This window comes from Faunimonas pinastri (assembly GCF_900110915.1).
In the GTDB taxonomy this organism is placed as follows: Bacteria; Pseudomonadota; Alphaproteobacteria; order Rhizobiales; family Afifellaceae; genus Faunimonas; species Faunimonas pinastri.
In genome coordinates this window covers 114,855-140,959 of record NZ_FOFG01000011.1, presented here as the reverse complement: position 1 = coordinate 140,959, position 26,105 = coordinate 114,855, and the positions used below count along the sequence as shown (strand labels likewise).

Genomic DNA, 26,105 nt, shown 5'->3' with positions numbered 1-26,105 from the left:
CTTCGACGTCTTCATGGAATTCTCCTCGTCCCGATCCCGGGATCATAAGTGGAAAATTCCAGCTCAAAACGGTCCGAATTCCTGGAGGCACGTCAGGCCTCCTTTGTTGTGAGCCCAATTGGCGAGACACTGCTCGCGGGTATTTACAAGGCGCGGTACTCCGGTGTGAATGCTACCGAGCGGCCTTGGCCACACACTGTTGGTGTGGACCCCGTTGGTACTTGCGACGTCTATGAACTGACGCTGATTGAATCCTTAAATGACCTGATAGGCACCTTGGTGATCAATTGGGGAAATAGCGAGCGGTCATGGATCCAGCGATGCGATAATCAAAATAAAGTTGTGCTTGAGATCCGCCGAGCCTTTCGAGAGCCCGATTTCCCGGGGTTCACGCGCTTGATCGTGCCATTATCAAAGATCGAAGAGCTCCCCGCAACATGGATAGCTGCCCTTGAGAGTGCCCGCGGTGTTTACCTTCTGACCTGCCCCAAGACACGTGAGCAGTACGTCGGCTCCGCGACGGGTGCTGATGGTTTTCATGGGCGCTGGTTGTCATATGTGAGAGACGGTCATGGCGGGAACGTCGGACTGAAGAGCCGCGATCCTTCCGATTACCAGGTCTCCATTCTTGAAGTTGCGGGATCAGCCGCCACAACCGACGAGATCTTGGCTTCCGAAGGATTATGGAAGAGCAAATTGCAGAGCCGCGAGATGGGGCTAAACAGGAATTAACTCCGCACAGGGACATGGCCAATTCAGAAATTCCGCGGCTAGCGCGAGGTCTCGCCTGAGATCCCACTGACGAAGAGGGCATTCACCAGGACGACATCCGTTAGGTGATCGCGCGCCGCAAGGCACCTGTAACCGTCATAGCGGCCGGGTTGCATCGCTGTTCACGCGGCCGTCACTCAGCAAAGGCCGTTGGCGGTTTCTCAGGCGTTGTAGCGGTCCTTTTCACTCGGAGCCGTAGCGACGTGCAAATCGCTCGATTGATCGAGTAGCACTCGATAGCTTGGCGAAGCGCGGCCAGCCATGGGTACCCCCCGCAGCATTGTCAGGACTCGACCGCGATTGGAGCGACTGGTGCAAGATTTTGACTGCCAAGCGTGCGGGGCGTGCTGCGTCGAGGCTGGACCTGTCCTTGTCTATCCCGAAGAACGGACGCCGCGATATCTGACGACGTCCATTCAGGCATCTCCCGGCTTCACCTCCTGGGACGACCTCGGAATCCGACAGATGTGGAAGGACGGTGCCGGGCGCTGCGGCGCATTGCAAGGCGAGCTCCGAAGGAATTGCAGTTGCGCGATCTACGGGCAACGGCCCGAGGTCTGCCGCGAATTCGAAGCCGGGTCCGAAGAGTGCCTGGAAGCTCGGGAGCGGGCCTGGGCCAAAACCGGCAACGCGGCGGGGTAACCCGCTGAAGAGAAAGCGCAGGGAAAGCCTGGACGAGAGGTCCATCGCCAGCGGACGGACGTCACTCAGATCGCGCAGATCCTGCCGGGCATCCTGATCGATGGCACGGATCGGCCGGATGCCAAGCAGCGACTACGGACGCGGTGTCGAACCTGAACGACGGCTGCCACCGCGTTCTCCCGGTCGAACGACGCGCACCGGCGGTGACGGAAACATTCACCAGCACCGCCGCCACGGTGGCGGTGCTGGGCCCGGTCGCGTGCACCAACGGGATCGCGACGAGATAGCTGCCCGGAGAAGGCGATCAGGTGAACAGTCCCCTCCGGCGCAACTTTTCGCGGCTCGGGTCAGGGGTGAAGCGTCACCCCGACGTCATGCGCGAGATCGGCGAAGAGCTGGTTGCGCTCTGCTTGTGAGGCTTTCGACCCGGTCAGGAATGCGGCGACGATGACGGTCCTGCCGTCCGGCCATGTCATGATCCCGATATCGTTGAACGCCGCGGTCCGGCCGTGCAGTGACTCTGACGTTCCGCATTTGTCGGCGAGCCGGACCCCGGCGGGTATGCCTGCGCGCAGTCGGCTGGGCTTCGTCTGCCCATAGAGCAGGTCGAGCAGATGCTTTGTCGACTTCGTCGGCAATAACCGGCCGTTCCACAAGGTTTGAAGGAAGGCTACCGCAGCATCCGGGGTGCTTCTGTTGCGCGGATCGGACAGGTAGGCGTCGTAACCCCGTTCCAAACGGTGTTCCCGCTCCGCCTTTGTCTCCCCTTCAGGCGGCTGGGCCGCAACGCCGAGGCCGGAGAAGACGTGGGACACGCCGCCTTCGTCGATGTCGACATGCAGCCCCCGGATTCCATGCCCCTCCAGGAAACTGGTGATGACTTGCGGGCCGCCGATGAGCCGCACCAACGCGTCCGCAGCGGTGTTGTCGCTGTAGCTTACCGCATCGACGAGCAGCTCCTGCACAGTGAACGTCATCTGCTCGCCACGGAACTCCTCGGCGATCCGGCTTGCCCCCGTCCGCAGGTCTGCTCGTCGGATCGTGACGTGCTGGGAGAGCGAAATCTTGCCAGCGTCCGCCTGCGCAAGCACCGTCGCGCCCAACGGCGCCTTGAATACGCTCATCATCGGGTAAGCCGATCCCGCGTCCACTCCCCATCTCTTGCCGCTCTCCAGATCGAGGACGGAAATCCCGAACTTTCCGGGCTCCGCCTTATGCGCGAGAGCATCGAGCTGAGCCTGAAGATCACCGCGAAAATGGGGCGAACCGGCTGCAACGGCGGTGGTCGCGGTCATGGCGAAGAGACACGCTCCCGCAAGACCCCCGCGAAGATTTCGCCCGAGGCCAGCCTCTTTGATGGAACGCATGTGTCAGTCTCCCGGTCCGTTGCGGACAGGACGGCAATGGGACGATCAACATGGCTTTTGTACGAAGCCGCCTAAGGATATCGCTCTGCGCTTCGGCTCCAGCGGCTACCCCAACTCCAGGTTCGTCATGGCGGCCGGGGCGGATGCCGTTTGTCTCCAGGGGGCGCCCTCCAGCGAGGTGCCGGTTCCTTCGAACGGCAGCAGCAGGAGGACGGGAACAGCCTCCGCGCTTCCGGAAGAAGTTATCCTCGCCCACGTCGGCTTCACACGAGGCACCGCCGTCCCGACGCGGATCGCGAGGGTTACGTGCCGGGGGGTGCGGGAACCTGGGTCAGTCCCGTGGCAGGGCGTCGGCGATCTCGCTGCGAGCCAGGCCGATCAGCCGCTGCATGGCATGGCGGGATGCGTCGGGGCGACGGGTGCGGATCGCTTCCACCACGTCCCGATGCATGCGCAGAGCATCCTCGTGCGACTGGCTCGCCCGGTTGGTCAGCCGGAAACTGGCAAGCAGCGCGGCACGAATCGCGGTGACGAACTGCCGATAGACCCAGTTGCCACTCGCATCGATGATCGCCGTGTGGAATTTGAGGTCGGCGGCGCTCCACTCCTCCGTATCGCGGCTGTTGGCCTCCACCATCTCGTCGTAAGCTTCTGCGATCGCTTGCAGGTCGGCTTCGGTCGCGCTGGCCGCCGCCTGCGCCGCTGCCGCCGGTTCCAGCAATTGCCGCGCATCGATCAGCGAGAGGTAGAACTGCGGATCGGTGGTGTGCCGGAGCACGATGTCGAGCACCAGCGGGTCCAGGTAGTTCCAGTTGCTCCGGGGCAGCACCATGGTGCCCGCCCGGGTGCGTGAGCGAATCATCCCCTGCGCCACGACGTGCTGCATCGCTTCCCGCAGGCTGGTGCGGCTGACGCCGAAGCGCTCGGCCAATTCCGCTTCGTTCGGGAGAATCGCGCCCTCCGGGAAGCGGCCAGAAACGATCTCCTCGATCACCCGCTGCAGCAGCGTCTCGCGAACGCGCCTTTTTCCCGCCGCGTCGGACGAGCCGGGCGCTGCCGGCCGGCGTGTTCCATTCAGCCCTGTCATCTGCGCTCCCCTCTGGCGGCTCTCGTTCCGGTTCACGCCCGTGGCGCCGCTTTCATCATACTTATCAGCGGATTCCCGGAAGGTAAAATCCGCCGATCCACTCCACGCGGCTCCGTGTGGTCATTTCAGACGACGACGATCGATGTTCGTTCACAATTTGTAGTATGAATTGACATCGATTTTTCCCGGCTTTAGTGGCTATCCCGTCAAAGCGAGGCCATTGCATCAGACAATGCCTCAAGGGAGGATCTGATGGATCTGTGGAAGACGACTGTGCTCACCCTGGCGGGCGCCGGCCTCGGCATCGGCATGATGCTGGCGGGTCCTGCCGGCGCCGCCGACAAGGAACTCAAGATCGGCGCGATCTACATGGACGCGCAGGGCTTCTATGCCGGCGTCCGCAAGGGCATCCAGACCGGCGCGGCCGATGCCGGCTACAAGCTCGACGTCATCGAGACCAACGCCCAGGGCGATGTCAGCAAGGAATCGTCCTTCATCGACTCGCTGATTTCCTCGGGCGCCAAGGCGATCATAGTCTCGCCGGTTTCCGCCGATGGCTCCTACCGCGCTATCCGCCGCGCCCATGACGCCGGCATCCCGGTGATCTGCTACAATACGTGCCTCAACGAGTCCGACATGAAGGACTACGTGTCGGCCTATGCCGTCGGCGACCCCTACGAATTCGGCCACAAGCTGGGCGATGCGGCGGCCGCCTATTTCACCGCCGAAGGCAAGACGGATCCCAAGATCGCGGTGATCAACTGCGAGTTCGTGGAAGTCTGCGTCACCCGCCGCAAGGGCTTCGAGGACGCGCTGAAGGCCAAGGTGCCGGGCGCCAAGATCGTCGCCAACCAGGAAGGCGCGATCCTCGACAAGGCCGTGTCCGTCGCCAGCACCGTCCTCGGCTCCACTCCCGATCTGGACGCCTTCTTTGGCGAGGCCGGCGGCGCGACGCTGGGTGCCGCACGCGCCGTGAAGAGCCAGGGCCGCACGGGCAAGACCGTGGTTTTCGGCGGCGACATGACGACCGAAATCGCCCAGGAACTCGCCGACTTCACGGTGGTCAAGGCGGTGGTCGACATTTCCGGCCAGGGACTCGGAAAGCTGGCTCTCGCGGAGGCGATCAAGTCGGTCGACGGCCAAGCGCCGAAGGACATCAAGGTGCCCTACGACATCGACCTCTATGCCTCGGCAGAGGACGGCAAGAACTGGCTGAAGGCCCACGCGGACGGCCTGCCGTAGTCGCGACCGTCTCGCGAGCCTGAACAGGCAGGGCGTCGCGTTCCGCGCGCCGCCCCTCCCCGCCGCGACCGCTTGGGCGGAGCGGCCTTCCTCCTTCGTTCACAGGACGGGTCCATGTCGACCGCAGCAGCAACGCAAGGCGTGAGCGCCGGCACGATCGTCGCCTCCCTGCAGAATTGCACGAAGCGCTATCCGGGTGTGCTTGCGCTCGACGGTGCCAGCTTCCAGGTGGCGGCCGGCGAAGTCCGCGCGCTGCTCGGCAAGAACGGCGCCGGCAAGTCCACCCTGATCCGCATGCTGACCGGGGCTGAAACGCCCGATACCGGCGAGGTCGAGATCGACGGGCGCCCCCTGGCCCATTCCGGCTCGGTGCGCGCCGCAGAGGCCTATGGGCGTGGCGTCCGCGTCGTCTATCAGGAACTCAGCCTCGTTCCCGGCATGACGCTGGCGGAGAACCTCTTTCTCGGCCGCTGGCCGACCGGAGCCGGCGTGATCAAGGGCCGGCAGATGGAAGCGGAGGCGGAGGCCGCGCTGAAGCGGCTCGGCCTCGATCTTCCGGCGAATCGTCTCGTGGCCGGGCTCAGCCCGGCGGAGCGCCAGCTCGTCGAAATCGCGCGCGTGCTCCTCGGCAAACCCAAGCTGGTGATCCTCGACGAGCCGACCAGTTCGCTTGCGGCGGCGGAAGCGGAGAAGGTCATCGAGGCCGTGGCCCGCATCGCGGCGGAAGGCATCGGCGTCATCTATGTCAGCCACCGCATGAACGAGATCCGCCGCATCGCGCGCTCCGCCACCATCATGCGCGACGGCCGCATCATCGACACGGTGGACGTTGCCGGCGCGGATACGCGCGAGATCGTGCGGCTGATGCTGGGCGCGGAGGCGGATGCGGCAACGGCGCTCACCTCCCGGGCCCGCGAGAAGGTGGTGCTGGAGGTGAAGGATCTCAGCCTGCCGCCGAAGCTCTCCTCCGTGTCGTTCAAGCTGCACGAGGGCGAGGTCCTCGGCATCGCCGGCCTGCTCGGCACCGGCCGCACCGAGCTGCTGCAGGCCATCATGGGCGTGCGCGACTTCAAGGCCGGCACGATCAACGTGGATGGCGCCCCGGTTCGCAAGCCTGGCTACCACGCCATGATGAAGCGCGGCTTCGGCTACACGCCTGAAAACCGCAAGGACGAGGGCATCGTCCCACTGCTCGGCGTCGACGAGAACGCCCTCATGACGGATTTTCCGGCGGTCAGCAGCGGCGGCATCCTGTCATCTTCCAAGATCTCGGCGGCGGCTCGCGCGGTGATCGAGCGCCTCCACGTCAAGGCGGCCCGCACCGATACGCCGATCGGCACCCTGTCCGGCGGCAACCAGCAGAAGGTCGTGATCGGCCGCTGGGTCCATGCCGGCAGCCGCGTCCTGCTTCTCGACGAACCCACGCGCGGCGTCGACGTGGAAGCCAAGGCGCAGATCTACGCCATCATCCGGGATCTCGCGGCCGAGGGGCGAAGCATCATCTTCGTCTCCAGCGAGATCGAGGAACTGCCGCTCGTCTGCGACCGCGTGCTCGTGCTGCGCGACGGCGAGTTGCAGGAGGAATTCACGTCCCCGAACATCGACCAGGATGCCGTGATGGCAGCCTGCATCACCTCCCACTGAGGATCATCCCATGACTCTGGAACAGGCATCCGCGCCAGCATCGGCAGCGGTGAAGCGCCGGCCGCGCTTCACCCAGCACATGAACGAGTTGAGCCTCTTCGCCGCGATCGTCGTGCTTTACGCGGTGTTCGGGACGATGGCGGGCGGCTTCCTCTCGTTCAACAACCAGATCAACATCCTGCGCGACGCGGCGACCATCGGCATCGCCGCCTGGGCCGCGACGCTGATCATCATCGCCGGCGAGATCGACGTCAGCGTCGGGCCGATGGTGGCGTTCATCTCCGTGGCCCTCGCCTATCTTCTGCAATGGCACGTGCCGACGCCGCTGGCCTTCGTGCTGGCGATCGCCATCGGCGCCGTTCTGGGCTCGATCGCGGGCGTCCTGCGGGCCTATTTCGACATCCCGTCCTTCGTGGCGACCCTGGGCCTCTGGAGCGCGCTGCGCGGCATCGCCCTCTTCGTCACCGACGCGCTGCCGGTCTCCATCGGCCGCAACGACATGGTGGATGCGCTGGACCGCTCCGTCGCTGGCGTGCCCCCCGCGGCGATCATCATGCTGGTGCTGTTCGTGATCTTCGCCTTCATCAGCCGCAAGACCGCATTCGGCCGTTCCATCTTCGCCATCGGCGGCAACCCGCATGCGGCGTTCCTCAGCGGCATCAATGTGCGCCGCATCCGCGTGGCGATCTTCGCCATCGCCGGCGCGATGGCCGCGATCACCGGCATCCTGCTCGTGTCGCGGCTGGGCTCCGGCAATGCGACGGCGGCCAACGGACTGGAGTTCGACGTGATCGCGGCGGTCGTGGTCGGCGGCACCTCGCTTTCCGGCGGGCGCGGTTCCATGCTCGGCACGCTTCTGGGCGTGCTGGTGATCACGCTGATCGGCAACGGGCTCGTGCTGCTCGGCATCAACCCCTTCTTCCAGCAGGTTGTGCGCGGCGTGATCATCGTGGCGGCCGTTCTCGCCAATATCCAGGCGATCAAGCGCAGCCGCGTCGCCTGAGGAGACGGGCAATGACCTCGATCACGCTGGCCGGCGACGGCTTCGACGCCGCGATTTCCACCGCGGGCGGTATCATCACCCGCCTGCGCTGGAGCGCTGCGGGCACCAGCATCCCGCTGCTCCGCGATGCGCCGGACGACGCCACCGCACTGCAATCCGCGTGCTATCCGCTCGTCCCGTTCGCCAACCGCGTGGCCGGCAATCGCTTCAGCTTCGAAGGCCGCAGCTACGCGTTCCAGCCCAATACGGACTGGGACCGGCATTACCTCCATGGTGAAGGCTGGCTCGACGAGTGGCAGGTCGTCGCGCAGGACGAACGGAGCCTGACGCTCGGCTTCGCCCATTGCGGCGGCGGCACGCCCTATGCCTACGAGGCGACCCAGCGTTTCGCCATCGAGGACGGGGCATTGGTCCTTTCCCTGTCCGTCACCAATCGCGGCGAGAGCACCCTGCCCTTCGGTCTCGGCTGGCATCCCTACTTCGCGATGACGCCGCAGACGACGCTGAAGGCACCGGCGGCGAAGTTCTGGACCGAGGTGGAGGGCTGGTTGCCCGGCGAGGCGACCGACATTCCCGAGGAACTCGACTTCAGCCGTCCGCGCGGCCTGCCGCATCACTGGGTGAACAACGGCTTCGAGGACTGGTCCGGCGTGGCCGAGATCACCTGGCCGGAACATTCGGCGCGGCTGGCAATGCGTGCCGACCCGATCTTCCGGCACGCGTTCGTCTTCGTTTCAGATACGGGCTTCGATCCGGGCTACAAGCGTGACTATTTCTGCTTCGAGCCGATGACGCATCTGGCCAACGGGCACAATCTCGAAGGTCTCGGCGGGCTCAAGCCACTCGCGCCCGCCGAGACCCTGTCCGGCAGCGTACGGCTCAAGCCCGAGCTTCTCGGCTGACACCAAGCCGATCCATTTCAGCAATCCGGCTTCGTCCGCGGAGGGCGCCATGCCTCAGAGTCAAGCGTTCGACTATATCCTCGTCGGAGGCGGCAGCGCCGCCTGCGTCGTTGCGCAGAAGCTCGTCACGGAGGGCCGCGCACGCGTGCTCATCGTCGAGCGCGGACCGCGCAAGTCCAATCCGATCATGAACTACCCGGCCGGCTACATGAAGTTCCTGGCCAAGGACACATATCTTTCCATGCACAAGACCGAGCCGCAGCAGCAGCTCGGCGGTCGCGGCCCGATCGTGCCGCAGGCCAAGGTGCTCGGCGGCGGCAGCACGGTCAACGCCATGGTCTACATGCGCGGACAGGCGGCGGACTACGACCGCTGGGCCGAAGCGGTGACGCCGCCCGGCGCGGCAAGCGACGGCTCATGGTCGTACCGGGAGATGCTGGGCTACTTCAAGGCGCAGGAGGATAACGACCACCTGGCCGGTGAATTCCACGGCGTCGGCGGTCCCTTGAAGATCTCGCATCTCGGTCACACCAGCCCGATGACGCGGACCTATGTGAAGACCATGCAGCAGCTCGGTCTTCCCTATAATCCGGATTTCAATGGCGCCCATCAGTATGGCGTCGGCTTCATGCAGCACACGATCGACTGGGCGACGCGCCGCCGCTCGTCTGCGGTAGACGCATTCCTGAAGCCGGTACTCGACAATCCGCTGCTGACGGTGGAAACCGGCGCGACCGTGACCGGCCTGCGCTGGCAGGGCAACCGCGTGGTCGGCGTGGACTACGTCGTCAACGGCTCGCGTCGCTCAGCCGATGCCGGGCGCGAGGTGTTGCTCGCCGCCGGCGCCTACCAGACGCCCAAGATCCTGATGCTCGCCGGCGTCGGCCCGCAGGACGAACTCGCCCGCCACGGCATCGATATCCGCGTCGCGCTTCCCGGCGTCGGCGGTAATCTTCAGGACCATTACGAAGTGCCGGTCGTGGCGACGACCAAGGGAGCTTTCGGCTATTACGGGCAGGATCGCGGCATGAAGATGCTGAAGGCGGGGCTGCAATATCTGCTCTTCCGCTCAGGCCCGGTCTCCACCACCGGCGTGGAGACATGCGCCTTCCTCGATCCGGAAAACGGCAACAACGACCAGCCGACCATCCAGATGTTCTGCGTCCCGACGGTCTATCTCGATCGCGACGTGATGGGCACCGATCCCGGCCATGGCGTCACCATCAACTCGCTGCTGCTCAGGCCCAAGGCGCGCGGTCGCGTGACGCTGCGCTCCAGCGACCCGCTGGCCGATCCCGTGATCGACACCGGCATCTACAATCATCCCGACGATCTCCGGACGACGATGGCCGGCTTCCGCTTCGCGCGCGGCGTGCTCTCCGCATCGCCGATGAAGGAGCTGATCGATCGCGAGATCTTCCCCGGGCCGAACGTCACCAGCGATGCCGATCTTGCCGAGCATTTCAGGCGGACGGTCAAGACCGGCTACCATCCCGTCGGCACCTGCCCCATGGGACACGATGCCGACGAGGAGGCCGTGCTCACGCCGGATCTCCGCGTGCGCGGCGTTCAGGGTTTGCGGGTCATCGACGCCTCGCTGATGCCGACCATCGTCAGTGGCAACACCAATGCCGCCGTCATGGCCGCCGCCGCGAAAGCCGCGGACCTCATCCTCGCCCACTAGCGCAGGGCGCAACCCCTGCCGCGCGGCGAAAGCCGTTTCCCGTTCGCTGGTCTGCTGCCACAAATGGGCAGCACCAGAACAAGGTTATCCCATTATGAAGATCACCAAGCTCACGACCTACATCGTTCCGCCCCGCTGGCTGTTCCTGAAGGTGGAGACCGACGAAGGCATCGTCGGCTGGGGCGAGCCGGTCGTGGAAGGCCGCGCGCTGACCGTCGAGGCCGCCGTCCACGAACTCTCCGACTATCTCGTGGGCAAGGACCCCTTCCTCATCGAGGACCACTGGAACGTGATGTATCGCGGTGGTTTCTATCGCGGCGGCGCGATCCACATGAGCGCCATTTCCGGCATCGACCAGGCGCTCTGGGATATCAAGGGCAAGGCGCTGGGCGTGCCGGTGCATCAGCTTCTCGGCGGACAGTGCCGCGACCGGATCAAGGTCTATTCCTGGATCGGCGGCGACCGGCCGGCCGATGTCGCGGCGGCGGCCAAGGAAGCCGTGGCCCGCGGCTTCAAGGCGGTCAAGATGAACGGCTGCGAGGAAATGCAGATCGTCGATGCGCATGAGCGCGTGGAAAAGGCGGTGGAAACGATCGCCGCCGTGCGCGAGGCGGTCGGCCCCTATATCGGCATCGGCGCCGATTTCCACGGCCGCGTGCACAAGCCGATGGCCAAGGTGCTGGTGCGCGAACTGGAGCCCTACAAACTTCTCTTCATCGAGGAGCCCGTGCTCTCGGAAAACCGCGAGGCGCTGAAGGAAATCTCGCAGCATTGCAGCGTGCCGATCGCGCTCGGCGAACGGCTCTATTCGCGATGGGACTTCAAGGGCGTGCTCTCCGACGGCTATGTCGATATCATCCAGCCGGATCTGTCGCATGCCGGCGGCATCACCGAATGCCGCAAGATCGCGACCATGGCGGAGGCCTACGATGTGGCGCTGGCGCCGCACTGCCCGCTGGGCCCCATCGCGCTGGCCGCCTGCCTGCAGATCGACGCCGTCAGCTACAACGCCTTCATCCAGGAACAGAGCCTCGGCATCCACTACAACAAGAACAACGACATCCTGGACTATCTCTCCAACCCGGAAGTCTTCCGCTACGAGGACGGCTTCGTCTCGATCCCGCAGGGGCCGGGCCTCGGCGTGGAAGTGAACGAGGCCTACGTTATCGAGCGCGCCAAGGAAGGCCATCGCTGGCGCAACCCGATCTGGCGGCACGCCGACGGCAGCTTCGCCGAGTGGTAGGCGCGACCGGAAATGGGGAGACATCGATGAGCGGTCGTCTTGAAGGCAAGCGCATCCTGGTCACGGGCGCGGCGCAGGGGATCGGGCTGGCCATCGCGCGCGCGTTTGGCCGGGAAGGCGCGAGCCTGTTCCTGATCGACCGGGACGAAGCCCTTCTGTCGGAAGCCACCGAAGCGTTGCGGCAGACGGGCATGACGGTTGGCTGCCGTGCCGCCGACATCTCTGACGCGGCGGCCATCGCCGCAGCCGTCGTCGAGGCGAACGGGCAGATCGGCACGCTCAACGCTCTCGTCAACAATGCCGGCGTCAACGTCTTTCACGAACCGCTGGAGACCAGCGACGAAGAGTGGAACCGCTGCTTCGACGTCAACCTGAAGGGCGCGTGGAACTGCTGCAAGGCGGTGCTGCCCGGCATGATGGAGGCCGGTGGCGGCGCGATTCTCAACATCGCCTCCACCCACGCCTTCACCATCATCCCGCACACCTTCCCCTACCCGCTCGCCAAGCATGCGCTGCTCGGCATGACCAAGGCGCTGGGGCTGGAATATGCGGCGAAGGGGGTGCGGGTGAACGCGCTGGCTCCGGGCTATGTCTCGACGCAGAAGGTCATCGACTACTGGAACAGCTTCCCCGATCCGGAAGCAGCCAAGGCAGAGACGATGAAGCTGCATCCGGGCGGCCGCATCGCCTCGCCGGAAGAAATCGCGCTGGCGGCCGTCTTCATGATTTCCGACGAATGCCCGTTCATGAACGCGACATGCCTGACGGTGGATGGCGGCCTCAGCGTCCAGCAACATCCCGCGTAGCCGCGGATGCGCGCGAGGCGGTCCGCATCCGGACCGGCTCGCTGCTTACCCGAGCTTCGGGAGAGATCCGCCAAATAGCGGACCCATGTTTCAGTCGTGGAGATAGCGCTCGGCCAGCCGGGCCCACATGGCGGCGCCGGTCGTGAGGCTCTCGTCGGCGAAATCGAACTTGGGGCTGTGCAGGATGGCGGAGTTCTCGCCGTTGCCGAGCCGCAGGAAGCAGCCGGGCTTGTGCTCCAGGAAGTGGGAGAAGTCTTCGCTGCCCGGGATCAGCGGACAGGGCAGCACCTTCTCCGCACCGACCAGCTCCGTCACCACCTCGGTCGCGAATTCCGTTTCTTCCGGCGCGTTGACCACCACCGGATGGCCGCGCACGTAGTCGATCTCGGCCGTCGCGCCGTAGCCTTCGACCTGTGATGCGACAAGCGCCCGGATACGCCGTTCCAGCACGTCGCGGACCTTGGGCTCGAAGGAACGGACGCTCAGCGACAGCGTCGCCGTCTCCGGGATGACGTTGGTGGCCTTGCCGGAATGGATCGTGCCGACCGTCACCACGGCGGCCTGTGTCGGATCGACGTTGCGGGCCACGACCGTCTGCAGCGCCATGACGAGACTGCAGGCCGCCACGATGGGATCGACGGTCAGATGCGGACGCGAGGCGTGGCCGCCCTTGCCCCGGATAGTGATGTCCACGGTGTCGCTGGCCGCCATGAGTGGCCCCGAGCGCATGAGGAATGTGCCGGCCGGCGCGCCCGGATGATTATGCAGGCCGAAGATCGCGTCGAACGGAAACCGCTCGAACAGCCCGTCGTCGATCATCGCCTGGGCGCCGCTGACCGCGCCCGCTTCCTCGGCCGGCTGGAAGATGAGGTTCAGCGTGCCGTCGAAGCGGCGCGTCCGGGCGAGATATTCCGCCGCGCCCAGCAGCATGGTCGTGTGGCCGTCATGACCGCAGGCGTGCATCTTGCCCGGAAACTGGCTGGCATAGGCAAGACCGGTCTCCTCCTCGATCGGCAGCGCATCCATGTCGGCGCGGATCGCGACGCTGCGCGTGCCGTCGCCGACCTTCATGCGAGCCACCACGCCGTGGCCACCGACATTGCGGGTTACCTCGTAGCCCCAACTCTGCAGCTTTTCCGCGACGAAGCGGGCCGTCTCCGCCTCCTCGAAGGAGAGTTCGGGATGGGCATGCAGGTGCTGCCGGATGGCGGCGAGTTCCTGGGCCTTCGGCTCGAAGTCGGAAAGGCGGGCATAGCTGTTGTCGCGAAGCATGGGACACTCGAAGGTTGGGGGCTGTCGGCGGATCGACGCGGGAAGCGGATCAGCCCGGCCCGGCAAGGGTTGATAAGCTTGGCTGGATCAGATGAAGCGGCTCAGGAAGGCGCGTGTGCGGGCGTGCTGCGGATTGCCGATGACCTGCTCCGGCGGCCCCTGTTCCACGATGTTGCCGCCATCCATGAAGACTACGCGGTCGGCCGCCTCGCGGGCGAAACCGATCTCGTGCGTCACCACGATCATGGTGAGGCCCTGATCTGCCAGGTCGCGCATGGTGGAAAGCACCTCGCCGACAAGCTCCGGATCGAGCGCAGAGGTCGGCTCGTCGAAGAGCATCAGCTTCGGTCGGATGGCGAGCGCCCGCGCGATGGCGACGCGCTGCTGCTGGCCGCCGGAAAGCTGGCGCGGATAGTTGTGGACCTTGCTGGCGAGGCCCACCCGGTCGAGAAGCTTCATCGCGTTGTCGGTGGCGGCCTGCCGGCTTTCGCCGTGCACCCCGATCGGCGCTTCGATGACGTTCTGCAGCGCCGTCATGTGCGGGTAGAGGTTGAACTGCTGGAACACCATGCCGATCTTGCGCCGTTGCCGGGCAATGGCGTAACCGCCCAGTTTCACGAGCCGCTCCTTGCGCAGCTCGTAACCGATCTGCTCCCCATCGACCATGATGGAGCCCTGATCGATGCTCTCCAGATGGTTGATGCAGCGCAGGAAGGTCGACTTGCCCGAACCGGAGGGGCCGAGGATCACCACGACCTCGCCGGGAGCGACGTCCATGTCGATGCCCTTCAGGACCTCGACATCACCGAAGGCCTTGTGGACGTTGCGAGCCTTGACCAGGGGCTCGACTGTCGCGGTCACCGTCATCGGGCAGCCTCCTGCGGCACATTGGTGGGGGACGGTCCCATCGGCGCTTCCGTGGCCGGCGCTTCCGTGGCCGCGTCGCGCGCGGCCCTGGGGGCGGAACGGCGATCCCCACGGCTGTAATAGCGCTCGATGTAGCTCTGTCCGACGTTGAGGACAGACGTGATCAAGAGGTACCAGATCACGGCCACGAGCAGCATCGGGACCACTTCGAAGGTGCGGTTGTAGATGGACTGCACCGAATAGAGCAGGTCCGCCATCGCGATGACGCTGACCAGCGAGGTCGCCTTGATCATGCTGATCAGCTGGTTGCCGGTCGGCGGAACGATGGAGCGCATCGCCTGCGGGATGATCACGCGCCAGAGCGCTCGGACGCGGGTCATGCCGAACGCCTCGGCCGTTTCCGCCTGCCCCTTGTCGACCGAAAGCAGGCCGCCTCGGATGATCTCGGCCATGTAGGCCGCCTCGTTCAGGGCAAGGCCGACGATGGCCGCCGTCATCGGCGAAATCACCGAATTCGTATCCCAGCCCACCAGCTTCGGCCCGAACGGGATGGTGATCGACAGCTCCGGGAACAGCGTGGAAAGATTGTACCAGAAGATCAGCTGGACCAGCAGCGGCGTGCCGCGGAAGAACCAGATGAAGAGACCGGCCACCGTGTTGGCCAGCCCGTCCTGCGACAGGCGTGCGATCGCCAAAAGCAGGCCCAGCACGATGCCGATGGTCATGGCGACCACCGTCAGGCCGAGCGTGACGGTAAGACCCTGCAGCACGGTCGGATCGAAGAAGTATTTGGCGACGACCGGCCAGCCGAAGTTCTCGTTGCCCGCGACGATCCACACGAAATCGGCCGCGATCAGGATCGCCACGGCCCAGAGGATCAGCCGACCGAGGGGGAACGGCCGGTGCGCCTTAGCGACATCTCTCAGATCGGTCCGGTCGGCCGCCCCCGAGGGGGAAGCCGTTCCGTCACGCAAGGCGCTCATTTCGGCAGGGTCCCGCCGAGGTTGATGCCGGGCTCCTTGATCATGTTGCCCTCAAGGCCCCACTTCTTCATCACCGCGGCATAGGTACCGTTGTCGATCAGCTTCTTCACGCCGTCGCGCAGCACGGCCGCGAGCGGCGAGCCCTTGGAGACGACGGCGCCCTGGTAGAGATCCTCGAAGCCGTTCTTCTGGCCGACACCCGTCAGCTCCAGCTGCCCGCCGGCCTGCTGGACGAAATAGGTCAGCGGCGCCTGCGAGGAGAAGAAGGCGTCGGATCGCTTGGAGCGCACGGCGAGGATAGAGCTTGGCTGGTCGGTGAAGGACTGGACCTGGATCGCGCCCTTGCCGTCAGCCTTGCACTTCTCCGCCTGCGTCTGGATCACCTTCTCCGCGGAGCCGCCGGCCATCACCGCGATGCTGTGCCCGCAGGCCGTGTCGAGCGAGGTGATGCCCTTCGGGTTGCCCTTCTGCACGGCGAAGACGACGAATTCCTGCACCCAGTCGACGAAGTCGTTGGCCTCTTCGCGGCTTTTGAAATCGCCGATAGGGCCGAACGCCATCTGGTACCGCCCGGAATTGATGCCCGACAGGATAGCCGGAAGTCCGCTGACGGACGCATGCTTCATCTTCAAGCCCAGAAGCTGGCCCAGCGCGTCGCCTATTTCGGCGCTGGCGCCCGTGAGCTCCGTCCCGGTGACGATCTCGTAGGGAGGGAACGAGCCGTTGTTGACCGAGGTCATCACGCCGGCCTTCTGGATATCTTCCGGCAGACGAGCGCGGAGCTCCTGATCGACGGAGAGTTTCGGCGCGTCCTGCGCAACAGCGACGGACCCGGTCAGCATCGCAGCCAAAAGGGCCGCGGAAGCGAGAAGCCTGAAAACCATGTTATTCCCCTCTCTTATGCAGTGGAAACAGATCGGCCGGCGTCAGGAGCTTCGGCAGGATGCCCTGCGCGTGCAGCTCTTCGGCGAAGTCGGCGATCATCTTCTCGTTCACGGCGAAGCCGCTGGCGTTCCAGGACGCCGGGAGATCCTGCGACACGCGGCCCAGTTCCTCGATGATCCACGGCGTGGTGTCGGCGTACTTCCGCCGCTTGGACAGCCACACCCGCTGCGACTCGTCCACGAGTTCGCTGATCTCGTCCATCACCCAGGGATGCTCGGAGACGAAGTCCGCCTTGAAGGCGATCAGGTGCATGCCGGGCACGTAGCCGACCTCGTTGAAGTAGTCGATTTCGGCGCCCCGGTAATTCTCCAGGACATGCCGGAGCCCGGAATCCTCGGCGTAGAAGCCGTCGGGCATGAACGGCGTGAAGACCGCGTCGAGCTCACCGGCCCGCAGGAGGTCGACCATCGGCCGCTCTCCGGGCGCCGCCTCGATGCGGCCGGGGCGACCGAAGCCGTCCAGCCGGTCGGTGATCGGATGGGCTTCCGTGAGGCGGCCGGCGAACCAGGTGGCGTCTTCCACACCGACGCCTTCGCGCCGCAGCGCAGCGCGGGTCCACGTATTGCCGGAATCACGCCAGCCGGTGACGCCGATGCGCTTGCCCTTCAGCTGGCCAAGCTCGGTGATCGGGCTGTTCTTCGTCGTGATCACGCAGCGATGGCGGAAGCCCCGCATGATGAAATTCGGAATGCCGACGATGCTCTCGTCGCCGTCGTGGCGCAGCTGCGTATAGCGGCTGAAAGACATCTCGGCAGCATCGTGCGCCTCGTCCTTCGCCACGTTCGACACCAGCGTGCCCACGCGATCGATCACCAGGTTCAGCCGCGGAGAGGAAACATCTCCGAGGGCGAGCGGTGTGAGATAATCCCAGTCGCGAACCGCGAGGCGAAGTGTCAGTGGCATCTTTTTGAACAAGCCTAGAATTTCGTCTGGCGCTTATGGCTAAATGTTCAAAATGATGATCTCAAAGGTTATTACGTTATTGAACATTAAATCAGGGCGGCGATGACCAGGCCGGGAAGTACCGAGTGGTTTGCGGAAAAGCTGGGCGATCGCTCGGCGAACGGAATCGCGCTGGAGACGAGCGCGCTGATCCGAAGCGGCGAGCTGGCGGTCGGCGCCAAGCTCCCGGCGATCCGGGATCTCGCCTTCGTGCTGGGCGTCAGCCCCGCCACCGTTTCAGCGGCCTGGAGCGAATTGCGGCGGCAGAAGATCATCATCGGCCGTGGCCGGAACGGCAGCTGGGTGAACGACGACCGCTACGTGCCGAAACCCAAGCGGCTCGCCAGCTCCGGGAACTACGGGACGGACGTGCTGGATCTTCGCAACGCCGTTCCGGATGTCGATCTGCTGCCACCCCTGGCCGCGGCCATGGCGCACGGCGCTTCGGCCCAAAACCTGAACAGCTATGTGCGCAGCCGCGTTCTGCCCGAGCTCGAAGAGGTCGTGCGGCAGGACTGGCCCTACGAGGCGGAGGCGTTTCTCAGCACCAATGGCGGCTATGACGCCGTCTATGCCCTGCTCCACGCCGTGGTCACGCCGGGGGCGCTCGTCGCGATCGAAGATCCGACCGCCATGCGGCTGCTCGACATCGTCGAGGATCTGGGGGCGCGCGCCCTGCCTGTGCGCTGCGACGAACAGGGACCGCTGCCGGCGTCGCTGGCGGAGGCGATGACGCGCAAGCCCGTCGCCTTCCTGTTCCAGCCGCGCCTCCATTCCGTCACGGGCCGGACGATGACGGCGGAGCGGCTCGCCGCGCTGGGTGACGTGCTGGAGGGAACGACGGCGCTGGTGATCGAGGACGACGGTGTCGGCGACATTTCCGACGGGCCGAGGATCAGCCTCGGCGGCCGCTTCCCTGAGCGGGTGGTCCACATCCTGTCCTATTCGAAGACGCTGGGACCGGACCTGCGGATTGCGGTGCTCTCCGGTTCGAAAACCGTCGTGGACCAGGTTCAGCACTATCGCAGCTTCAGCGCGGGCTGGACCAGCCGCGTCCTGCAATCCGCGACCGCGTGGCTGCTGCGCGACCGGGAAACGCAGGACCTGCTTCAAACGGCGAGAGGCCGGTATCGGGAACGGCGCCAACGCATCGCGTCCGCGCTGCGGGCCAATGCGGTTCCCGTGGCCGACGGACAGAGCCTCTGCATCTGGGTTCCGGTCCCGTCCGAGCCCTTCGCGATGGTGACGCTGGCGGCGCGTGGAATCGCCGTCAATCCGGGATCGAAATTCTCCATGCACCCGGTGAGCCACATCCGCGTCGCGACCGCGAGCCTGCGGGACCGCTACGACGAAGTGGCGGAAGCCATCGTGCTGGGCTGTCAATCCTGAGGTCCGCTCCGATGCCGGAGGCCGATGCAGGCCGAAATGGACAAAGCGGGTCGACCTCCGCCGATAGCTGTGGCAGGCATGGCGCGATGCTGCGGCGAACCGCCACAGCCAGCGACGTTGTCGCGATTCCGGGTGGGGCGAATGGGCAGATCGAGACGGCTTTCCGAACAATGGTTTCAGCGCGGTCTCTGGCTGGTTGCCGTCGCCTTCGCCCTCTGCCTGGTCGGCTTCGGCAGCCTCGTCATTCAGGATCTGCCGCAGGTCGAGCGGCACCTGAGCCGCGAGGATTTCGTCGACCAGTCCGCGGCCGAACCGCTGCAATCGGCGATCGCCGAGGCGCGGAACGCTCAGGCCGCCGCTTCCGAGAGCCTCGATCAGGCCAATCTGAAGCTGCAGGCGACGCAAACCGCCTATTCCAACGCGCGCGACACCTTCGCCAACTGGCTGGATACCCGCAAGGCCACGAACCTGCCTTCGCAGGACAATGAGCTGATCGCCCGTACCGCCGCCCTCGACGCTCTGAAAAAGGAACAGGAAGACGCGCAGCACGCCGTCGACGCCCAGAACCAGAACTCGCTGGATGCCCAGCAGGGCGAGAGTGCGGCGCAGGCGCAGTTGGACGAACTGGAGTCTGTGGCGGACCAGAAGCTGGAGGCGGAATACAGCAAGGCCGAGGTTCGGGTCTTCGGCTACCGCCTGGCGCTCACCCTGCCCCTGCTGCTGATCGCCTTCTGGCTCTTCCGGACACAGCGGAAAAGCTCATGGTGGCCGTTCACCTGGGGCTTCATCTTCTTCGCGCTGTTCACCTTCTTCGTCGAGCTGGTGCCGTATCTGCCGAGCTATGGCGGCTATGTCCGCTACGGTGTCGGTCTGATCCTGACCGTCGTCGTCGGCCGCAGCGTCATCGTCGCGCTGAACCGCTACCTCGCCCGGCAGGCGGCGGCGGAACAGCAGCCCGACGTCCTGCGCCGCAACGAGATGAACTACGACATGGCCCTGCTCCGGCTTTCCAAGAGCGTCTGTCCCGGCTGCGAGCGACCGGTGAACCTGAGCGGCGGCGAGGTTACCTTCTGCCCGCATTGCGGCATCGGCCTCTTTGAGAGCTGCCGGAATTGCGACACGCGCAAGAGCGCCTTCTCGCCCTTCTGCCAAGCCTGCGGCACCCCATCCGCCGCGCCATCCGCCGCGCCATCGCCGGACACGCTCGTCCCCGCGATCTGAGGCGAGAGCGGCAGCCCTCGGGCCGCCGCTCGATGCAAACGGATTCGCCCTCTCGCTACGCGGCGGCTGCATTCGCCGCGTAGTCCATACGCCGGAGATCCTCGATCAGCCCCGGCCCGGTCGGCTTCCAGCCAAGCTGCTGGCGCGTCCAGGCGCTGGATGCCGGCATATCCATGCCGACGAACATGGCGAGCCAGCCGAAGTGCGCCGGGGCTTCTTCCGGAGACAGGGACGCCAGGGGAAGGCCGAGGCCGCTCGCCACCACTTCCGCGATTTCGCGAGCCGTCACGCCCTCTTCCGCCACGGCATGATACCGCGCGCCCGGCTGTGCCTGCTCGATCGCCAGCGCGTAGAGCCTTGCGACATCGTCCACCGGCGCCGCCGGCCAGCGGTTCCGCCCCTCGCCGACATAGGCCACGAGGCCCTTCTCCCTGGCATGGGCGATGTACGGGCTGACGAGGCCCTGCTTCACCGTGTCGTGGACCTGGGGAAGCCGCATCACCGAGACGTTGACGCCCGCCTCCAGCAAGTCGCGCCCGGCGAGTTCCGACGCGATGCGCGGGTTTGGGTGGTCCCTGTTGAACACGTCCTCGGTCGCGGGCTGGCCGTGGCCGGCATCGCCGATACCGGTTCCGGACGTGATGAGGAGCGGCCGGTCGGACCCTTTCAGCGCCGCGCCCAGTGCCTTGATGACGCGCCGGTCCTTTTCGCAATTGGCCACGAAGTTCGCGAAGTTGTGGTCGAAGGCGGTGTGGATGACCGCCTCCGCCTGTTCCGCTCCGGTGCGCATGGTTTCCGGATGTTCCAGCTCGCCACGATGGACGTCCGCGCCAGCGGCCTGGAGGGCGCGCGCGCCGGCGTCGGAGCGGGTCAGGCCGACGACCTGGTGCCCGGCGGCCAGCAGTTCAGGCAGAATGCGGGAGCCGATGAAGCCCGTTGCTCCCGTGAGAAAGACGCGCATTGAAATCTCCGATGTTGTTCGGATCGCAATGTCGGCCTACCGTTTGTCCTGTTAAAGTAGTGATCTTATCGTAGTATAATCATCAACAGGCTTTCCATGCCCGCAGAGACCGGCAATCCGCTCGGCACATTCCTGAAAGACCGGCGCACCCGTCTCGACCCCGCGGCGTTCGGCTTCGACGGCGGACGGCGGCGCACGCCGGGCCTGCGCCGCGAAGAGGTCGCCCAGCGCGCCAATATCAGCCCGACCTGGTACACCTGGCTGGAGCAAGGTCGCGGCGGCGCGCCCTCGGCGGATGTCCTCAACCGGATCGCCGCCGGCCTCATGCTGACCGAGCCGGAGCGAGAGCACCTCTTCATGCTCGGCCTGGGCCGGCCTCCGGAGGCTCGCTACAAGGGCGCGGATGAAGTCACGCCCCGGTTGCAGCGTGTGCTGGACGCCCTCTCGCCAAGCCCGGCCATCGTCAAGACCGCGACCTGGGACGTCGTGGCCTGGAACGCCGCGGCGGCGGCGCTTCTCACCGATTATTCCAAGCTCAGCCGCGAGCAGCGCAACATCCTCCGCCTGATGTTTTCCGACACCCGCATCCGCTCCGTGCAGGAGGATTGGAACAGCGTCGCCCGCTTCGTGGTGGGCGCGTTCCGGGCGGATGTCGCCCGCGCCGGCGCGACGGCCGAAAGCGCGCAACTGGTGGAGGAACTGTCGCGTGCCAGCCCCGAGTTCGACGCGATGTGGCGGGACAACGACGTGGTCGGCAACACGGAAGGCACGAAACGCATCCGGCACCCCGAGTTGGGGCTGGTCGAGATGGAGTTCTCCGTCTTTTCCGTGGACGGCCGCCCGGATCTCGGCATGATCGTCTACAATCCGGTCACGGCGGAGGCCGCCGAGAGCATCCGGTCGCTCATGGCATCCCGGGCGGAGACTTCGGCGAGTTCCGAACCGCCCGGTTGAAGCCCCGGTCAAGAGCGCTGGCCGGGAGTGTCGGACAGGTCTGGCCTTTTCGGCCGGACTCTGCTTCCTCCTCACCGAATTGATCCGAAAAGCACGCCGGCATGTCCTCCTTCAGATCGAAGCTGTTTTCGCTCTTCCTCGCCTTGTGGACGCTGGTCCTGGGACTGGGCATTCCCTTTCTGATGATCGGCAGGAGCAGCCGGAGGGTCAGGGCCTATTCGCGGTTCTGGGCCAGCGGCGTCCAGTGGGGGCTCGGCAACATCGTCGGGCTGCGCTACCGCGTGGAAGGCACCCTTCCCGACGACGGGAAGCCGCGCCTGATCATCTGCAATCACCAGTCTGCCTGGGAAACCCTGATCTTCATCACCGTCTTCCGGAACCTCTCCTTCGTGGCGAAAAAGGAGCTGTCCCGCGTGCCGATCTTCGGCTGGTTCCTGACCAACTACCCGATGATCATGATCGACCGGCAGGGTGGCCGCGCGACGTTGGTCCAGATGCTCAGGCAGGCCCAGTCGGCGATCGACCAGGGCCTCTCCATCCTGATCTTCCCCGAAGGCACCCGGATCGACGTCCATGAGACCCGGCCGTTCGAAGTCGGCGTGGCCGCGCTCTATCGCAAGCTCGGCGTGCCGGCGCTGACGCTGGCGCACAATTCCGGCTGTTTCTGGAAGGGCGGCGGTTCTGGCCTGGCGGCGGGCGAGATCACCCTGCGGGTGATCGAGGAAATCCCGCCGGGGCTCGGACAAGCGGAGTTCCTGCAGCGCATCGAGAGCACCATCAACCGCGAAAAGGCCGCTCTCGCCGAGAGCTGCTGAAGGGCTCGCCCTTCCCGAAGGCAATCCTCACACCCGTTATTCGTGCCGGAACGCTCCGGGACGGCCGCGAAGGATATTCCATGTTGTCGACGCTGATCCCACGCATGCATCGCGGCCCGCTCGTTCGCACAGCGCTGGTCGCGGGCCTCGTCTTGCCATCGGCCGCGCATGCCGGCTGCGTCTGGTCGGACCTTGTGGACGAAGAGGCGCGTGTCGCGGCGGTGACCTCATCATCCGGGCGCGTTCATTTCGTGGAGGACGACGTGCTCGTGCATGGCTGCCCGAACGACAGCGCAGCGTGCCGCGAGCGGGCCTTCGTGCTTCCCGGCGACGTGGTTCTCGCGGGCCCGACCCAGGGCGCCTATACCTGCGCCGGCTATGCCGGGGCGAAAGGCTTCGCGACCATCGGCTGGTTGCCGAGCGCGGCGCTCACCGCTCTCCCCCAAGCGCAACAGGCGCCGCAAGACTGGGCCGGTCATTGGATCGCGCCAGAGCAGGACATCACCGTCACCTCCGACGCGGCAGGACTTCTGGCCGTCGATGGCGAAGCCACGTGGGGAATGGGAGATCCCTGGCGGCGCAAGAACGGCGGAGTGCATGTCGGCGTCCTCAGCGGCAAGGTGCGTCCGGCGAATGGCGCGATTGCCTTTTCGACGGGCGCAAACGACGAGACCCTGCCCTACGAGGCCGGCGACGAGTTCGACTGCCGGGTGCGCATGGTCCGCCGCGGCCCGTATCTGCTGGCCCGTGACAACAACAATTGCGGCGGGGCCAACGTCACCTTCTCCGGCTTTTACGTGCGGGCGAAATAGCCGGGCAGCCGATCACCCCTCAGGCGACGGACTGGTCCGGCAGCGCTTTGCTCGCGAAAAGCCGGTCGGTATCCATCCTCGATAGCGGCCTGGACAGGAGATAACCCTGCAGGTCCGTGCAGCCGATATCGGAGAGCGTCGCCCGCTGCTCCGCCGTCTCCACGCCTTCCGCCGTCACCTTCAGTCCCGTCGCCTGCGCGAGGTCGACGATGGCCTGGACGAAGGCGGTCCGGTCCGGCGATTGCGCCAGGCCTGTGACGAAGGAGCGGTCGATCTTCACCCGATCCACGGCGAAGTCGCGAAGGTGGCTGAGCGAGGAATAGCCCGTTCCGAAATCGTCCAGCGCGATGCGGATGCCGGCCGACCGCAGGGCGTCCAAGGCAGCGCGCGAGCGCTCTGCGCCTTTCACGATCGCGGTTTCCGTGACCTCCAGCTCCAGCCGCTTGGCGTCGAACCCGGTGCGCGCCAGAATGGCCAGAACCTGTTGCGGGAACTTCGAATTCCGCAGTTGAACGGCGGATACGTTGACCGCGAGTGTCGTGATCGGCCAGCCGACCGCCGCCGCGCAGGCGTGCTCCAGCACCCAGAGCCCGAGCGGTTCGATCAGCCCCGTTTCTTCCGCGATCGGGATAAAGGTCGCGGGCGACAGCAGGCCGCGTTGCGGGTGCTGCCATCTTACCAGCGCCTCGACCCCGCTGACCGCATCCTGCTGAACGGAAAAGAGCGGCTGAAAGAACACGGTGAGCCCCACGCCGCTGGCCAGCGCCTCGCGTAGCTCCCGCTCCACCCGCCGGCGTATCTGGACCGTGGCGTCCATGGATTCCTGAAACAGCGCGAAGCGGCCCCGGCCCTCTTCCTTCGCGTTGTAGAGGGCGATGTCGGCCTTGCGCAGGAGCTCCGTCCGGTCCTGCCCATCCGTTGGGGCGAGCGCGCTGCCGATGCTGATGCCGACGAAAGCCTCGCTTCCCATGATCGCGACGGGACGCACCACAGTCTCGATCACGCGCGCGCACAGCGTTTCCACGTCGCCCGGCGAACTCACGCCGGTCTGGATGATGCCGAATTCATCGCCGCCCAGACGGGCCACCGTATCGCCTGCCCTCACCTCCTCGCAAAGCCGTGCCGCGACCTGCCGGATAAGCTCGTCGCCGCCGGGATGGCCGAGCGTGTCGTTCACCTCCTTGAAGCGGTCGAGGTCGAGGTAAAGCACCGCCAGCCGCTCTTGCCCGCGCTTCAGGCCCGCCAGCGTGTGATCCAGCCGATCGTTGAAGAGCGCCCGGTTCGGCAGCCCGGTCAGGCTGTCATGAAAGGCAAGATGCTGCGCCTGCGCTTCGCTTGCTTCCAGTTGCAGCCTTTCCTGCCGCAGCCGGAACAGAAGCAGCGCGATCACGGCCGCGACGAAGAGCAGCGATGCGGCCAGGACGGGCACGATCTCCCGCAGCATCCGCTGCCCCGGCAGCATCGGTCTCCAGATGAAGGAGCCGAGTGTCTGGCCGGAGCGGTTCATCAGGGGATAGGAGATGTGGTGCCTGTCGGGGCGGGCGTCGCCGACCGAGAAGCTGACCGCGCTGTGCAGGTACCTGCTCGACAGGTTTCTGGCGAAGCGTCCGTCGAGGTACCGGATCGCTACATGCACGTAATAGGCGCCGGGCGCCTGCTGGATCGACCCGTCCTCGGAGATGATCGGCTTCAGGCTGACGACGGCCGGATGGCCGCCGATCAACGCGAGATCGAGGGCCCCCGTGCTGCGGATGGTGGGATTGGAAGCCTTGTCCATAACCGAATGGCCCAGCTTGTCGCGAAGCTCCTGCAACAGAGGCGCCGTGACGGGGCGTACCTCTTCGTAGTCCGTCGGCGCTGCCCGATGCCCATCCACCATGGCGTAGATCGCGGTTCCGGCGGGGTTCAGGATATAGGCGCGATCGTGCCCGAAATAGGTGTGCATCCACACGCCGAGATTGGCGTCTAGCCAGTCCGGGTCAGGAGTACCGCGCACCCGTTCCACAGCCTCGTTCCAGACGGTCACGCTTTCCTGGTCATGCGGCACGCGATCCAGCGCCTGCTGCACGACGACCGAGACCAGCCCCTGCTGCTGCCTGGCCGAGTTCGCGTCGACCTGTTGCGCCGCATAGTAAAGCAGGCCTGAGATCACGGCGGCGATCAGCAGCATGGCCACGCCGATGAGCGGTACGAGGTCCGACCAGAGACCCCGTCGCCAGCGGTCGATCCTAAACAGCGACATGCGATCTCACCTGCTTTTGCACGGTTGCGGAGCTCCTGCTTTCCTGTTCCCCATCGCGGCGCGCGGACACTGCCGACGGCTGACAATCGTCACCGATGGATCGCCCGGACCTCCGTCGGGAACTAGGTGCCTCGGGCAGCCGGACGCGATTTCTGATGTTGTTTCGACAGGGCATGAAGACGAAGGGGGTTCTCTCGTGGATCCGCTCGACCGTCGCATCCCTCGCGGATTGTCCGGCGAAGGCTCCTATCATGCCCTGTGGAATCGAGCGACTTCCGGATATATCCACGGGTTCGACACTCACCGACCAG

General features: G+C 65.6%; 23 protein-coding genes. 14 read left to right on the top strand and 9 right to left on the bottom strand.

Annotation, left to right across the window (positions count from 1 at the left end; genetic code table 11):
- The first annotated feature begins 48 nt into the window (after window positions 1-48).
- Together BMY25_RS14785 and BMY25_RS14780 are read left to right on the top strand one after the other, a co-directional pair.
- Window positions 49-732: a GIY-YIG nuclease family protein gene (locus BMY25_RS14785; RefSeq protein WP_177176877.1), complete on the top strand. Its 684-nt coding sequence runs from the start codon at window positions 49-51 to the stop codon at window positions 730-732.
- A gap of 300 nt (window positions 733-1,032) precedes the next feature.
- Entirely contained in the window at window positions 1,033-1,413 is a 381-nt protein-coding gene (locus BMY25_RS14780; RefSeq protein ID WP_092497875.1) for a YkgJ family cysteine cluster protein, read from the top strand.
- Window positions 1,414-1,760: 347 nt separating this feature from the next.
- Here the strand turns inward: BMY25_RS14780 and bla are convergent, their stop codons facing one another.
- Window positions 1,761-2,708, bottom strand: coding sequence for a class A beta-lactamase (gene bla, locus BMY25_RS14775; RefSeq protein ID WP_177176876.1), 948 nt, complete (start codon window positions 2,706-2,708; stop codon window positions 1,761-1,763).
- Window positions 2,709-3,111: 403 nt separating this feature from the next.
- The gene (locus tag BMY25_RS14770) at window positions 3,112-3,867 is read right to left on the bottom strand and encodes a FadR/GntR family transcriptional regulator (protein ID WP_092497906.1); all 756 of its coding nucleotides are present in this window, start codon (window positions 3,865-3,867) and stop codon (window positions 3,112-3,114) included.
- Window positions 3,868-4,119: 252 nt separating this feature from the next.
- Between BMY25_RS14770 and BMY25_RS14765 the strand changes: the two genes are divergently transcribed.
- The 7 genes from BMY25_RS14765 (at window position 4,120) to BMY25_RS14735 (ending at window position 12,391) form a co-directional block, all read left to right on the top strand.
- Window positions 4,120-5,109 carry a substrate-binding domain-containing protein gene (locus tag BMY25_RS14765; RefSeq protein ID WP_238858352.1) on the top strand — a complete coding sequence of 330 codons (990 nt, stop codon included), beginning with the start codon at window positions 4,120-4,122 and terminating at the stop codon, window positions 5,107-5,109.
- 114 nt (window positions 5,110-5,223) lie between these two features.
- Window positions 5,224-6,753 carry a sugar ABC transporter ATP-binding protein gene (locus BMY25_RS14760; RefSeq protein WP_092497872.1) on the top strand — a complete coding sequence of 510 codons (1,530 nt, stop codon included), beginning with the start codon at window positions 5,224-5,226 and terminating at the stop codon, window positions 6,751-6,753.
- 10 nt (window positions 6,754-6,763) lie between these two features.
- On the top strand, window positions 6,764-7,756 hold the full coding sequence (locus BMY25_RS14755) for an ABC transporter permease (RefSeq protein WP_092497870.1): 993 nt from the start codon (window positions 6,764-6,766) through the stop codon (window positions 7,754-7,756).
- Between the two features lie 11 nt (window positions 7,757-7,767).
- The gene (locus tag BMY25_RS14750) at window positions 7,768-8,658 is read left to right on the top strand and encodes an aldose 1-epimerase (RefSeq protein WP_092497868.1); all 891 of its coding nucleotides are present in this window, start codon (window positions 7,768-7,770) and stop codon (window positions 8,656-8,658) included.
- Window positions 8,659-8,707: 49 nt separating this feature from the next.
- Window positions 8,708-10,342: a GMC family oxidoreductase gene (locus BMY25_RS14745; RefSeq protein ID WP_092497866.1), complete on the top strand. Its 1,635-nt coding sequence runs from the start codon at window positions 8,708-8,710 to the stop codon at window positions 10,340-10,342.
- Window positions 10,343-10,436: 94 nt separating this feature from the next.
- Window positions 10,437-11,585: a galactonate dehydratase gene (dgoD, locus tag BMY25_RS14740; protein WP_092497864.1), complete on the top strand. Its 1,149-nt coding sequence runs from the start codon at window positions 10,437-10,439 to the stop codon at window positions 11,583-11,585.
- A gap of 26 nt (window positions 11,586-11,611) precedes the next feature.
- The gene (locus BMY25_RS14735; RefSeq protein WP_092497862.1) at window positions 11,612-12,391 is read left to right on the top strand and encodes an SDR family oxidoreductase; all 780 of its coding nucleotides are present in this window, start codon (window positions 11,612-11,614) and stop codon (window positions 12,389-12,391) included.
- Window positions 12,392-12,481: 90 nt separating this feature from the next.
- Here the strand turns inward: BMY25_RS14735 and BMY25_RS14730 are convergent, their stop codons facing one another.
- From BMY25_RS14730 to BMY25_RS14710, 5 genes are all read right to left on the bottom strand, one after another.
- Window positions 12,482-13,663, bottom strand: coding sequence for a M20 aminoacylase family protein (locus BMY25_RS14730; protein WP_092497860.1), 1,182 nt, complete (start codon window positions 13,661-13,663; stop codon window positions 12,482-12,484).
- 87 nt (window positions 13,664-13,750) lie between these two features.
- Entirely contained in the window at window positions 13,751-14,530 is a 780-nt protein-coding gene (locus BMY25_RS14725; RefSeq protein ID WP_092497858.1) for an amino acid ABC transporter ATP-binding protein, read from the bottom strand.
- Window positions 14,527-15,513, bottom strand: coding sequence for an amino acid ABC transporter permease (locus BMY25_RS14720; protein ID WP_092497856.1), 987 nt, complete (start codon window positions 15,511-15,513; stop codon window positions 14,527-14,529). The genes BMY25_RS14725 and BMY25_RS14720 overlap by 4 nt, the downstream gene beginning before the upstream one ends.
- Window positions 15,510-16,397 (bottom strand): ABC transporter substrate-binding protein, encoded by an 888-nt coding sequence (locus tag BMY25_RS14715; RefSeq protein WP_092497854.1) that lies wholly within the window; start codon window positions 16,395-16,397, stop codon window positions 15,510-15,512. The genes BMY25_RS14720 and BMY25_RS14715 overlap by 4 nt, the downstream gene beginning before the upstream one ends.
- Before the next feature lies 1 nt (window position 16,398).
- A complete protein-coding gene (locus BMY25_RS14710; RefSeq protein ID WP_092497902.1) occupies window positions 16,399-17,361 on the bottom strand; it encodes an ABC transporter substrate-binding protein in 963 nt (320 codons plus the stop codon).
- 102 nt (window positions 17,362-17,463) lie between these two features.
- Here BMY25_RS14710 and BMY25_RS14705 point away from each other — a divergent pair, with 102 nt between their 5' ends.
- Together BMY25_RS14705 and BMY25_RS14700 are read left to right on the top strand one after the other, a co-directional pair.
- Window positions 17,464-18,789 carry an aminotransferase-like domain-containing protein gene (locus BMY25_RS14705; protein ID WP_092497852.1) on the top strand — a complete coding sequence of 442 codons (1,326 nt, stop codon included), beginning with the start codon at window positions 17,464-17,466 and terminating at the stop codon, window positions 18,787-18,789.
- A 141-nt stretch (window positions 18,790-18,930) separates the two neighbouring features.
- On the top strand, window positions 18,931-20,010 hold the full coding sequence (locus BMY25_RS14700) for a zinc ribbon domain-containing protein (protein ID WP_092497850.1): 1,080 nt from the start codon (window positions 18,931-18,933) through the stop codon (window positions 20,008-20,010).
- A 55-nt stretch (window positions 20,011-20,065) separates the two neighbouring features.
- On the opposite strand, the gene BMY25_RS14695 is transcribed toward BMY25_RS14700, so the two are convergent.
- A complete protein-coding gene (locus BMY25_RS14695) occupies window positions 20,066-20,971 on the bottom strand; it encodes an SDR family oxidoreductase (protein WP_092497848.1) in 906 nt (301 codons plus the stop codon).
- A gap of 96 nt (window positions 20,972-21,067) precedes the next feature.
- On the opposite strand from BMY25_RS14695, the gene BMY25_RS14690 reads away from it, so the two are divergent.
- The 3 genes from BMY25_RS14690 to BMY25_RS14680 all read left to right on the top strand — a co-directional run bounded on the left by BMY25_RS14690 (window position 21,068) and on the right by BMY25_RS14680 (window position 23,552).
- On the top strand, window positions 21,068-21,925 hold the full coding sequence (locus tag BMY25_RS14690) for a helix-turn-helix transcriptional regulator (protein WP_092497846.1): 858 nt from the start codon (window positions 21,068-21,070) through the stop codon (window positions 21,923-21,925).
- A 101-nt stretch (window positions 21,926-22,026) separates the two neighbouring features.
- Entirely contained in the window at window positions 22,027-22,740 is a 714-nt protein-coding gene (locus tag BMY25_RS14685; protein WP_092497844.1) for a lysophospholipid acyltransferase family protein, read from the top strand.
- 80 nt (window positions 22,741-22,820) lie between these two features.
- Window positions 22,821-23,552 (top strand): hypothetical protein, encoded by a 732-nt coding sequence (locus tag BMY25_RS14680; RefSeq protein ID WP_143061984.1) that lies wholly within the window; start codon window positions 22,821-22,823, stop codon window positions 23,550-23,552.
- A gap of 19 nt (window positions 23,553-23,571) precedes the next feature.
- On the opposite strand, the gene BMY25_RS14675 is transcribed toward BMY25_RS14680, so the two are convergent.
- On the bottom strand, window positions 23,572-25,794 hold the full coding sequence (locus BMY25_RS14675; RefSeq protein WP_092497840.1) for a bifunctional diguanylate cyclase/phosphodiesterase: 2,223 nt from the start codon (window positions 25,792-25,794) through the stop codon (window positions 23,572-23,574).
- Between the last annotated feature and the right edge of the window lie 311 nt (window positions 25,795-26,105).